Here is a 12,233-nt window from a genome sequence, read left to right on the forward strand (position 1 = left end):
CCGGCCGTCGGCCGTCTCACCGCTTCACCAGCCGCGCTCGCGCCACTGGGGCAGATGGGGGCGCTCGGCGCCGAGCGTGGTGTCGTGACCGTGGCCCGGGTAGACCCACGTCTCGTCCGGCAGCTCGTCGAAGAGCTTGGTCTCCACGTCGTGGATCAGGCTCGCGAAAGCCTCCGGGTCCTTGTGCGTATTGCCTACGCCGCCGGGGAAGAGGCAGTCCCCGGTGAACAGGTGCGGCGCTCCGTGCGGGTCGTCGTAGACCAGGGCGATCGACCCCGGGGTGTGGCCGGTCAGATGCCGGGCGGTCAGCGAGACCCGTCCGACCCGGATCGTGCCGTTGTCCTCGACGAGCTCGTCGGTGGGGACCGGGATGCCCTCGGCGTCGTACCTCCCGGCGTACGTCCGTGCCCCGGTGGCCGCCACCACCTCGCCGAGTGCCTGCCAGTGGTCGCCGTGCCGGTGCGTCGTGACGACGGACGCGATGCCGTCCTCGCCGATCAGCCGCAGCAGGACCCCGGCCTCGGCGGCCGCGTCGATCAGGAGCTGCTCGCCGGTCGCCCGGCAGCGCAACAGATACGCGTTGTTGTTCATCCGGCCGACGGCGACCTTGGAGATCATCAGATCCGTCAGCTCGTGCACATCCGCAGGGCCGCCGACCTTGACCGTTCCGCTGTACGTCATGCCGCGCAGCCTATAGCGGGGGCAGCGCGGGGAGGCTGCCGCCTTCAGCGGTGAGCCCGGAGCCGTCACGGCGGCCGCAGAGCCAGCCGAGGATGTCGGTGGCCGTGCCCCGGACGGTGACCGGCGTGCCGTCGGCGCCGCCGCCCGTGGTCCAGATCCGGCCGTCCTCGGTGACCGCCGTCGTGGGCACGACATCAAGATGCCCGGCGAAGCGTTCGGCCAGGAAGTCGTTCTCCCGGGTCACGAACTCCTCCGGCAGGTCCTCCAGCCCGTATCCCGTCCCCAGGTCGACGTGGTGCAGCTCGACCTCGACCCAGCGGCGGAAGGGGATCCGGGAGGCCGAGTCCGTCACACCGTTGCGCATCGTCACCGTGCGGGACCAGTCGGCGGGCTCCGCCGCCGCCGCGAGGAAGGCGGCCCCGCTCTCGCGCAGGTCGGCGAGCTGCGCGGCCAGGGGCCTCGATGCGTCGCGCTCGATGTCGGCGTCGCGGGTTTCGCTGTTCGCGTACATCGGGCGCCCTTGGAGAACATTTACGAGCGCGTCGGCGTTACGTGACAGGTGGGCGAGAACATGGCCGCGGCTCCAGCCCGGCAGGAGCGACGGCCCGACGACGCTCGCGTCGTCGATTTCGCCCATGGCGCTGAGCAGCCGATCGGTCGCTTCACGTACAGCTTCCAGGTCGCGCGCATGATCAGTCATGGGCCGAGCGTAGCCCTCACCACTCGTTCGGGTGATGCGGTCTGCGGTCGTCCGTAAATCGAATGCGCGTGCTATACGCTCGGAGTCGAAAGCTTCCTACATCGCTGTGGCGCCCCCCATACCCTGGGACAGGGGCTCAGTTCCCCCATTTCTCTCCAGAAAGGTGCGGACCGGCGTGGCCGACCGTCTCATCGTCCGTGGCGCGCGCGAGCACAACCTGAAGAACGTCTCGCTCGATCTCCCCCGTGACTCCCTCATCGTCTTCACCGGGCTCTCCGGATCGGGCAAGTCCTCGCTCGCGTTCGACACGATCTTCGCCGAGGGCCAGCGGCGCTACGTGGAGTCCCTCTCCTCGTACGCCCGGCAGTTCCTCGGCCAGATGGACAAGCCGGACGTGGACTTCATCGAAGGCCTCTCGCCCGCCGTCTCCATCGACCAGAAGTCGACCTCGCGCAACCCGCGCTCGACGGTCGGCACCATCACCGAGGTCTACGACTACCTCCGGCTGCTCTTCGCCCGGATCGGCAAGCCGCACTGTCCCGAGTGCGCCAGGCCGATCTCGCGCCAGTCGCCCCAGGCGATCGTCGACAAGGTGCTGAACCTCCCCGAGGGCAGCCGCTTCCAGGTGCTCTCGCCGCTGGTGCGCGAGCGCAAGGGCGAGTTCGTCGACCTCTTCGCCGACCTCCAGACCAAGGGCTACAGCAGGGCCCGGGTCGACGGCGAGACGGTCCAGCTGTCCGAGCCGCCGAAGCTGAAGAAGCAGGAGAAGCACACCATCGAGGTGGTCATCGACCGCCTCACGGTGAAGGACAGTGCCAAGCGCCGGCTGACCGACTCCGTGGAGACCGCGCTCGGCCTCTCCGGTGGCATGGTCGTGCTCGACTTCGTCGACCTCGAGGCGGACGACCCCGAGCGTGAGCGGATGTACTCCGAACACCTCTACTGCCCGTACGACGACCTCTCCTTCGAGGAGCTGGAGCCCCGCTCCTTCTCCTTCAACTCGCCCTTCGGCGCCTGCCCCGACTGCACGGGCATCGGCACGCGGATGGAGGTCGACCCGGAGCTGATCGTCCCGGACGAGGACAAGTCCCTCGACGAGGGCGCGATCCACCCCTGGTCGCACGGCCACACCAAGGAGTACTTCGGCCGCCAGATCACTGCGCTCTCCGACGCCCTCGGATTCCGTACGGACATCCCCTGGGCCGGACTGCCGCAGCGCGCCAAGAAGGCGCTGCTCCACGGCCACAAGATCCAGACCGAGGTGCGCTACCGCAACAGGTACGGGCGCGAGCGCGCCTACACCACCCCCCGCTTCGAGGGTGCCGCCGAGTACATCAAGCGGCGTCACGCCGATGCCGAGAGCGACTCCAGCCGGGAGCGCTTCGAGGGGTACATGCGCGAGGTGGCCTGCCCGACCTGTGAGGGCACCCGCCTCAAGCCGCTGGTGCTCGCGGTGACGGTGATGGAGCGGTCCATCGCCGACGTCGCCGCGATGTCGATCAGCGAGTGTGCCGAGTTCCTCGGCCGCCTCAAGCTGAACGCCCGCGACAAGAAGATCGCCGAGCGGGTCCTCAAGGAGGTCAACGAGCGGCTCCGCTTCCTCGTCGACGTCGGTCTCGACTACCTCTCGCTGAACCGCGCCGCGGGCACCCTGTCCGGCGGCGAGGCCCAGCGCATCCGGCTCGCCACCCAGATCGGCTCCGGGCTCGTCGGCGTGCTGTACGTGCTGGACGAGCCGTCCATCGGACTGCACCAGCGCGACAACCACCGGCTGATCGAGACCCTGGTCAGGCTCCGGGACATGGGCAACACGCTCATCGTCGTCGAGCACGACGAGGACACCATCAAGGTCGCCGACTGGGTCGTCGACATCGGCCCCGGGGCCGGTGAGCACGGCGGCAAGGTCGTCCACTCCGGCTCGCTCAAGGAACTGCTGGCCAACAAGGAGTCGGTCACCGGTCAGTACCTCGCGGGCACCAGGGCCATCGCGATGCCGGAGATCCGGCGTCCGGTCGACCCCAAGCGCCTGCTCACGGTGCACGGCGCCCGGGAGAACAACCTCCAGGACATCGACGTCTCCTTCCCGCTCGGCGTGCTCACGGCCGTCACCGGTGTTTCGGGCTCGGGCAAGTCGACCCTGGTCAACGACATCCTCTACACCCACCTGGCGCGCGAGCTCAACGGCGCCAAGTCGGTCCCCGGGCGGCACACCCGGGTCGACGGCGACGACCTCGTCGACAAGGTCGTGCACGTCGACCAGTCGCCGATCGGCCGTACACCGCGGTCCAACCCGGCGACGTACACCGGAGTCTTCGACCATGTCCGCAAGCTGTTCGCCGAGACGATGGAGGCGAAGGTGCGCGGCTATCTGCCGGGCCGCTTCTCCTTCAACGTCAAGGGCGGCCGCTGCGAGAACTGCTCGGGCGACGGCACGATCAAGATCGAGATGAACTTCCTGCCCGATGTGTACGTCCCGTGCGAGGTCTGCCACGGTGCGCGCTACAACCGGGAGACGCTGGAGGTCCACTACAAGGGCAAGTCCATCGCCGAGGTGCTGGACATGCCGATCGAGGAGGGCCTGGAGTTCTTCGAGGCCGTCCCGACGATCGCGCGGCACCTGCGCACGCTCAACGAGGTGGGCCTCGGATATGTCAGGCTCGGCCAGTCCGCGCCGACGCTCTCCGGAGGTGAGGCGCAGCGCGTGAAGCTGGCGAGCGAGCTGCAGAAGCGCTCCACCGGCCGCACGGTCTACGTCCTGGACGAGCCGACCACCGGTCTGCACTTCGAGGACATCAGCAAGCTCATCACGGTGCTGTCGGGCCTGGTCGACAAGGGCAACACGGTGATCGTCATCGAGCACAACCTCGATGTCATCAAGACCGCCGACTGGGTCGTCGACATGGGCCCCGAGGGCGGCAGCGGCGGAGGTCTCGTCGTCGCCGAGGGCACCCCGGAGCACGTCGCCTCGGTGCCGGCCAGCCACACCGGGAAGTTCCTCCAGGAGATCCTCGGCGCCGACCGGATCGGCGAGGCGTCGGTGCCCGCGGCCCGTAAGGCCCGCAAGGCTCCCGCGAAGAAGGCCGCCGTCGCCGCGAAGACGGCCACGGCGCGCAGGACGGCCACGGCCAGGACGGCCGGCAAGACGGGCGACGGGCCAGCACCGAAGAAGAAGGCCACCCGCGCGCGGAAGGCCTGACACCGTCCGGACGGGACGGCTCCCTGTGGCACGACCAGGGGCCGTCCCGTCCGCGCGGGCCTTCCCGGTCCGACCAGTGGTCCGGAGCCCGTCCAGCAGACGCCTGCGGGACGGGCCGCGGCGTCCGGGAAGCGCCCGCCGACGGGGTCCGGAAGGCGTCGCGGACGCTCACCGTGCTCTGCGCCTCCGGGCCCGGCCGCGGTCGCGGGGCGCTCACCCGTGCCCGCTTCCTCCGGGCCCGGCCGCGGAGGACACCTCTCGGGTCCTCCCTCCGGGGCCCGGTCGACGGGCGGGCGTTCTCCGTCGGTATCGTCGGGTCTGTCGCCCATGCCGTCAGGCGCGGCCCGTGCCCCCCGTCCGTGGCACCCGGTGCCCCGGACGGTGACGGCGGCTCTCTGTCCCCCCGACCAGTGGAGACCGCATGTCCGGCCTGCCCGCCGCCCGCCGCACCGTACTGAAGGGCGCCGCTCTCGCCGGTGCCGCCGGGCTCGGAGCGGCGGCCTGCTCGACCGATTCGAAGCTCGGCCACGCGCAGACGCCCACCCCCACGGCGCCCGTGGAGCTCGGGGCCCCGGACGAGGTGCCGGTGGGCGGGGCGAAGCTCTACAGGGAGCAGCGGGTCGTCGTGAGCTGCCCCGCGGCAGGCCAGTACAAGGCCTTCAGCGCGCAGTGCACCCACGCGGGCTGCCTCCTGGACAAGGTCGAGGGCAACGAGGGCAACTGCCCGTGCCACGGCAGCCGCTTCGACATGACCACGGGCAAGGCGCTCCAGGGGCCGGCCACGGTGCCGCTGCCCGCCGTCGATGTGCGGGTCGAGGGCGGAAGGCTCGTCGCGGGCCCGGAGGCCTGAGCCGCGCGCCGAGGCCGTTCGCCGGCCTCCGCATCCGCGGACATGCCGCTCTGTCATTGCCCGCAAGTAGGGTGTGAGACATGGCAGACCCCTCCAGCTACCGCCCCAAGCCGGGACAGATCCCCGACTCCCCGGGGGTCTACAAGTTCCGCGACGAGCACCGCCGGGTGATCTACGTCGGGAAGGCCAAGAACCTGCGCCAGCGCCTGGCCAACTACTTCCAGGACCTGGCCGGTCTCCACCCGCGTACACGCACGATGGTCGCCACGGCCGCCTCCGTCGAGTGGACCGTGGTCTCCACCGAGGTCGAGGCGCTCCAGCTGGAGTACTCCTGGATCAAGGAGTTCGACCCCCGGTTCAACGTCAAGTACCGCGACGACAAGAGCTATCCCTACCTCGCCGTCACGCTCAACGAGGAGTTCCCGCGGGTCCAGGTCATGCGCGGCGCCAAGAAGAAGGGCGTGCGCTACTTCGGTCCGTACGGGCACGCCTGGGCCATCCGCGAGACCGTCGACCTCATGCTCCGGGTCTTCCCGGTGCGGACATGCTCCGCCGGTGTCTTCAAGAACGCCGAGCGGACCGGCCGCCCCTGCCTCCTCGGCTACATCGGCAAGTGCTCCGCCCCCTGCGTCGGCCGGGTCAGCCCCGAGGAACACCGGGATCTGGCCGATGACTTCTGCGACTTCATGGCGGGCCGCACCGGGACGTACATCCGCCGCCTGGAGAAGGACATGATGCAGGCGGCCGAGGAGATGGAGTACGAGCGGGCGGCCCGCCTGCGCGACGACGCGGAGGCGCTGAAGCGCGCCATGGAGAAGAGCGCCGTCGTCCTCGCCGACGCCACCGACGCCGACCTGATCGCCGTGGCGGAGGACGAGCTCGAAGCGGCGGTCCAGATCTTCCACGTCCGGGGCGGGCGGGTGCGGGGCCAGCGCGGCTGGGTCACCGACAAGGTCGAGGCCGTCGACACGTCCGGCCTGGTCGAACACGCGCTCCAGCAGCTGTACGGGGAGGAGTCCGGCGACGCCGTGCCCAAGGAGGTGCTGGTCCCGGCGCTCCCCGAGGACCCCGAAGCCGTGTCCCAGTGGCTCGCGGACCGCAGGGGCTCCCAGGTCAGCCTGCGCATCCCGCAGCGGGGCGACAAGAAGGACCTGATGATCACGGTCCAGCGCAATGCCCAGCAGGCGCTCGGACTGCACAAGACCAAGCGCGCCTCCGACCTCACGACCCGCTCCCGCGCCCTGGAGGAGATCGCCGAGGCGCTCGGCCTCGACACCGCGCCGCTGCGCGTCGAGTGCTTCGACATCTCGCACCTCCAGGGCGACGACGTGGTCGCCTCGATGGTGGTCTTCGAGGACGGTCTCGCTCGCAAGAGCGAATACCGCCGCTTCCAGATCAAGGGCTTCGAGGGCCAGGACGACGTCCGGTCGATGCACGAGGTCATCGGCCGCCGCTTCAAGCGCTACCTCCAGGAGAAGGAACGCACGGGGGAGTGGGAGGAGACCCCGGCCCCCACGGGCCCCGTACCGGCTCCGACAGACCCTGCCTCCACCCCCGCGGGCTCCGCACCGGCCACGGCGGGCCCTGTTCCGGTCCTCGGCTCCGCGCCCGCCCCGGACGAGGCGGCCTCCGCACAGCAGCCCGCCGCCGCGCGGGAGGAGCCCCGCGAGGACGACGGCCGCCCCAAGCGGTTCGCCTACCCGCCGCAGCTCGTCGTCGTCGACGGAGGGCAGCCCCAGGTCGCCGCCGCCAAGCGGGCCCTGGACGAGCTGGGCATCGACGACATCGCCGTCTGCGGTCTCGCCAAGCGCCTCGAAGAGGTCTGGCTGCCCGACGACGACGATCCGGTGGTCCTTCCCCGCTCCAGCGAGGGCCTCTACCTCCTTCAGCGCATCCGGGACGAGGCCCACCGCTTCGCCATCACCTACCAGCGGGCCAAGCGCGCCAAGCGCATCCGCAGCAGCCCCCTGGACGAGGTCGCCGGCCTGGGCGAGACCCGCAAGCAGGCGCTGATCAAGCATTTCGGCTCCGTCAAGAAGCTGCGGCAGGCGACAATCGAAGAGATCTGCGAGGTGCCGGGGATAGGGCGCAGGACCGCGGAGTCGGTGGCCGCGTCCCTGGCGTCGGCGGCCCCGGCCGCACCCGCCGTGAACACCGCCACAGGAGAGATCATTGAAGAGGACGACGGGGGCAGCAGGACATGACCGAGCACGCGCATGAACACCATGACGACCGCGGCCGAGCAGACGGAGCAGCACACGTGAGTACGGGAAGCACCACGGAGAAGGCCGAGGCCACCGCGCCCGCCATCCCCGAGCTGGTGATCATCTCCGGAATGTCGGGCGCCGGGCGCAGCACCGCCGCCAAGTGTCTGGAGGACCTCGGCTGGTTCGTCGTCGACAACCTGCCGCCCGCGCTGATCCCCACGATGGTGGAGCTCGGCGCCCGGTCCCAGGGCAATGTCGCCCGCATCGCCGTCGTCGTCGACGTGCGGGGGCGCCGCTTCTTCGACAATCTCCGGGAGTCCCTCGCGGACCTGGAGGCCAAGCACGTCACCCGGCGGATCGTCTTCCTGGAGTCCTCCGACGACGCCCTCGTACGCCGTTTCGAATCGGTCCGCCGCCCGCACCCGCTCCAGGGCGACGGCCGCATCGTCGACGGCATCGCGGCCGAGCGCGACCTGCTGCGTGAGCTGCGGGGCGACGCCGACCTGGTCATCGACACCTCCAGCCTCAACGTGCACGAGCTGCGGGCCAAGATGGACGCCCAGTTCGCCGGGGACGAGGAGCCCGAGCTGCGGGCCACGGTGATGTCGTTCGGCTTCAAGTACGGCCTGCCGGTCGACGCCGATCTCGTCGTCGACTGCCGCTTCCTGCCCAACCCGCACTGGGTCCCCGAGCTCCGCCCCTTCACCGGGCTCAACGAGGAGGTGTCCGACTACGTCTTCGACCAGCCGGGTGCCAAGGAATTCCTCAACCAGTACACGGAGCTCCTCCAGCTCATCGCCTCCGGCTACCGCCGCGAGGGCAAGCGTTACGTGACCATCGCCGTCGGCTGCACGGGCGGCAAGCACCGCTCCGTCGCGATGTCGGAGAAGCTGGCGGCACGGCTCGCCACCGAAGGTATCGAGACCGTCCTCGTCCACCGGGACATGGGGCGAGAGTGACCAGTCGCAATCTGCGTCTGCGGCGGCTGAGCAGAGCCACGGCCGCGCTCTCCGGCCGCAGCCGCGGCGCGCCCAAGGTCGTCGCCCTCGGCGGCGGCATGGGCCTGTCGGCGTCGCTCACGGCCCTGCGCCGGATCACCGGCGACCTCACCGCCGTGGTCACCGTCGCCGACGACGGAGGCTCCAGCGGGCGGCTCCGGGAGGAGCTCGGTGTCCTGCCGCCGGGCGACCTGCGCAAGGCGCTCGCCGCGCTCTGCGGGGACGACGAATGGGGCAGGACCTGGGCCCAGGTCATCCAGCACCGCTTCGAGTCCAAGGGCGATCTGCACGAGCACGCGGTGGGCAACCTGCTCATCGTCGCCCTCTGGGAGCAGCTGGGCGACCACGTCCAGGCCCTGGACCTGGTCGGCAAGCTCCTCGGGGCGCACGGCCGGGTGCTGCCGATGTCCGCGGTGCCCCTGGAGCTCCAGGCGCTCGTACGGGGACACCACCCCGACCGGCCGGACGAGACCGTCACGGTGCGCGGGCAGGCCACGGTGGCGCTGACCCCCGGCGAGGTGCAGTCCGTCCACGTCGTACCCGCCGATCCTCCGGCCGTCCCCGAGGCGGTCGCCGCCGTCCTCGACGCCGATTGGGTGGTTCTGGGTCCGGGGTCCTGGTTCTCCTCGGTGATTCCGCATCTACTGGTCCCCGAACTGCTCGACGCACTGGTGACCACGAAGGCCCGTAAGGTCCTCTCGCTGAACCTCGCACCACAGCCCGGTGAAACAGATGGCTTCTCACCGCAGCGTCATTTGGAGGTTTTGGGACGACACGCCCCTAAACTCGCCATGGACGTGGTGCTGGCCGACGAGGCCGCCGTACCCGACCGCGAGTCCCTCGCCGATGCCGCCCAGCGGCTCGGAGCCGCGGTCGAGCTGGCCCCCGTGGCCTCACCCGACGGCGCTCCGACACATGATCCGGAGCTGTTGGCCGCCGCGTACGACCGTATTTTTCGGATGCATGGAAGGATCGGCCCATGGCGATGACGCCAGCGGTGAAGGACGAAATCTCTCGGCTTCCCGTGACCCGGACCTGCTGCAGGAAAGCAGAGGTCTCGGCGATTCTTCGGTTCGCGGGCGGGCTGCACCTGGTGAGCGGCCGGATTGTGATCGAGGCCGAGCTGGACACGGGGAGCGCGGCACGACGGCTCAAGCGGGACGTCCTGGAGATCTTCGGGCACAGCTCGGAGCTGATCGTGATGGCCCCCGGCGGGCTGCGCCGCGGCTCGCGGTTCGTCGTCCGTGTGGTGGCCGGCGGCGACCAGCTGGCCCGCCAGACCGGTCTGGTGGACGGCCGCGGCCGTCCGATCCGCGGGTTGCCGCCGCAAGTGGTCTCGGGGGCCACCTGCGACGCCGAGGCCGCCTGGCGTGGCGCCTTCCTGGCCCACGGCTCGCTCACCGAGCCCGGCCGTTCCTCCTCGCTGGAGGTCACCTGCCCCGGCCCCGAGGCCGCCCTCGCCCTGGTCGGTGCCGCCCGCAGGCTCTCCATCGCCGCCAAGGCGCGCGAGGTGCGGGGTGTCGACCGGGTGGTCGTCAGGGACGGCGACGCCATCGGCGCGCTGCTGACCCGGCTCGGCGCCCATGAGGCGGTGCTGGCCTGGGAGGAACGCCGGATGCGGCGCGAGGTCCGTGCCACGGCCAACCGGCTCGCCAACTTCGACGACGCCAACCTCCGCCGGTCCGCCCGCGCCGCCGTGGCCGCGGGCGCCCGGGTGGGACGCGCGCTGGAGATCCTGGGCGAGGAGGTCCCGGAGCACCTCGCGGCGGCCGGACGGCTGCGCATGGAGCACAAGCAGGCCTCCCTGGAGGAGCTGGGCGCGCTCGCCGACCCGCCGCTGACCAAGGATGCCGTCGCGGGCCGTATCCGGCGCCTGCTGGCCATGGCCGACAAGCGGGCCCAGGACCTCGGCATCCCGGGCACGGAATCCACCCTCAGCGAGGAAATGGCCGACGGCCTCGTCGGCTGAGAGCCCACAGGGCGGGGCCATTCCGAAATTCGGCGGAGCGATTTTCGGAATGGGCCGAGTGCCGCCCCGCAGGCATTGACTGAGCGCGACCCCGCACGATTGAGCGTGCGGGGTCGTGGCGTTCCGTGGTCCGTGTCCCCGGAAAACGCGCAGTCCCGGTGCTTTTATCGATTGAGTACCGTGGCGCGCAATTGAGCGTGCGCCTCGCCCGGGCCGGACATTCGATCACGGATCGCGGGCGGAGGCCCGGTGGCTGAATCCGGGTCAGTGACTCCCGGTGACCCCGCGCGGGCGGGTGCCGGTGGGCCCCTCGCGCCGCAAGGGAGACGGCTCGGGCGGGAGTTGACGCTTGGTGACCATCGGGCGGGCCTGTCGTGCCCGCCGGGTCAATAGGCCGGAATCGATTGCTCCTACTCAGGAGTAAGGAGATCTCGCTCCACACCGTCGCTCTCGATGTCACCCCTGAGCCTTCGGAGAGGTAGGGTCGGAGGCGGTCGGGGACATCCCTATAAAACTCGCCGGCATCGAAACCGGCGTTCCTAACGAGGAGATCGGTTCGTGACGATCCGCGTAGGCATCAACGGCTTTGGCCGCATCGGTCGTAACTACTTCCGCGCGCTGCTGGAGCAGGGTGCGGACATCGAGATCGTGGCTGTCAACGACCTGGGTGACACTGCGACCACGGCCCACCTGCTGAAGTACGACACCATTCTGGGTCGTCTCAAAGCAGAGGTGAGCCACACCGCCGACACCATCACCGTCGACGGCCACACCATCAAGGTGCTCTCGGAGCGCAACCCGGCCGACATCCCCTGGGGTCAGCTGGGCGTCGACATCGTCATCGAGTCGACCGGCATCTTCACCAAGAAGGCCGACGCCGAGAAGCACATCGCGGGTGGCGCGAAGAAGGTCCTCATCTCGGCTCCGGCCAAGGACGAGGACATCACCATCGTGATGGGCGTCAACCAGGACAAGTACGATGCGGCGAACCACCACGTCATCTCCAACGCCTCCTGCACCACCAACTGTGTGGCGCCGATGGCCAAGGTTCTCGACGAGAACTTCGGCATCGTCAAGGGCCTGATGACGACGGTCCACGCGTACACGAACGACCAGCGCATCCTGGACTTCCCGCACTCGGACCTGCGTCGCGCCCGCGCCGCCGCCGAGAACATCATCCCGACCACGACGGGCGCCGCCAAGGCGACCGCCCTGGTCCTCCCGCAGCTCAAGGGCAAGCTCGACGGCATCGCGATGCGCGTCCCGGTCCCGACCGGTTCCGCCACCGACCTCGTCGTGACGCTGCAGCGCGAGGTCACCAAGGACGAGGTCAACGCCGCGTTCAAGAAGGCCTCCGAGGACGGCGACCTCAAGGGCTTCCTGTCCTACACCGAGGACCCGATCGTCTCCTCCGACATCGTCAGCGACCCGGCGTCCTGCACCTTCGACTCCTCCCTGACCATGGTCCAGGAGGGCAACTCGGTGAAGATCCTCGGCTGGTACGACAACGAGTGGGGTTACTCCAACCGCCTCGTCGACCTGACCGTCTTCGTCGGCGGGCAGCTCTGATCCTAGGATCGGCAGGCAGCAAGGTGTGATGTGAGGGGCTCGGACGGCGCGACGCGGCGCCGT

General features: G+C 70.1%; 9 protein-coding genes. 7 read left to right on the forward strand and 2 right to left on the reverse strand.

The window, feature by feature from the left end; translation table 11 throughout:
- Positions 1 to 24: 24 nt before the first annotated feature.
- Positions 25 to 681 (reverse strand): MBL fold metallo-hydrolase, encoded by a 657-nt coding sequence (locus AMK10_RS12885; protein WP_073747809.1) that lies wholly within the window; start codon positions 679 to 681, stop codon positions 25 to 27.
- Between the two features lie 10 nt (positions 682 to 691).
- Complete coding sequence (locus tag AMK10_RS12890) at positions 692 to 1,381, reverse strand: maleylpyruvate isomerase family mycothiol-dependent enzyme (protein ID WP_073747810.1); 690 nt, start codon at positions 1,379 to 1,381, stop codon at positions 692 to 694.
- A 175-nt stretch (positions 1,382 to 1,556) separates the two neighbouring features.
- On the opposite strand from AMK10_RS12890, the gene uvrA reads away from it, so the two are divergent.
- The 7 genes from uvrA to gap all read left to right on the forward strand — a co-directional run bounded on the left by uvrA (position 1,557) and on the right by gap (position 12,170).
- Positions 1,557 to 4,577, forward strand: coding sequence for an excinuclease ABC subunit UvrA (uvrA, locus tag AMK10_RS12895; RefSeq protein ID WP_073747811.1), 3,021 nt, complete (start codon positions 1,557 to 1,559; stop codon positions 4,575 to 4,577).
- A 421-nt stretch (positions 4,578 to 4,998) separates the two neighbouring features.
- Positions 4,999 to 5,427 carry a Rieske (2Fe-2S) protein gene (locus tag AMK10_RS12900; protein ID WP_073747812.1) on the forward strand — a complete coding sequence of 143 codons (429 nt, stop codon included), beginning with the start codon at positions 4,999 to 5,001 and terminating at the stop codon, positions 5,425 to 5,427.
- 80 nt (positions 5,428 to 5,507) lie between these two features.
- Positions 5,508 to 7,631 carry an excinuclease ABC subunit UvrC gene (gene uvrC, locus AMK10_RS12905; RefSeq protein ID WP_073747813.1) on the forward strand — a complete coding sequence of 708 codons (2,124 nt, stop codon included), beginning with the start codon at positions 5,508 to 5,510 and terminating at the stop codon, positions 7,629 to 7,631.
- Positions 7,628 to 8,593, forward strand: a complete 966-nt coding sequence (gene rapZ, locus AMK10_RS12910; protein ID WP_073747814.1) for an RNase adapter RapZ — start codon at positions 7,628 to 7,630, stop codon at positions 8,591 to 8,593. The genes uvrC and rapZ overlap by 4 nt, the downstream gene beginning before the upstream one ends.
- Positions 8,590 to 9,621, forward strand: coding sequence for a gluconeogenesis factor YvcK family protein (locus tag AMK10_RS12915; RefSeq protein ID WP_073747815.1), 1,032 nt, complete (start codon positions 8,590 to 8,592; stop codon positions 9,619 to 9,621). The genes rapZ and AMK10_RS12915 overlap by 4 nt, the downstream gene beginning before the upstream one ends.
- Complete coding sequence (gene whiA / locus AMK10_RS12920; protein ID WP_073747816.1) at positions 9,612 to 10,601, forward strand: DNA-binding protein WhiA; 990 nt, start codon at positions 9,612 to 9,614, stop codon at positions 10,599 to 10,601. The genes AMK10_RS12915 and whiA overlap by 10 nt, the downstream gene beginning before the upstream one ends.
- A gap of 558 nt (positions 10,602 to 11,159) precedes the next feature.
- Positions 11,160 to 12,170 (forward strand): type I glyceraldehyde-3-phosphate dehydrogenase, encoded by a 1,011-nt coding sequence (gap, locus tag AMK10_RS12925; RefSeq protein ID WP_073747817.1) that lies wholly within the window; start codon positions 11,160 to 11,162, stop codon positions 12,168 to 12,170.
- Positions 12,171 to 12,233: the final 63 nt, after the last annotated feature.

This window comes from Streptomyces sp. CB02058, from assembly GCF_001905505.1.
GTDB lineage: Bacteria > Actinomycetota > Actinomycetes > Streptomycetales > Streptomycetaceae > Streptomyces.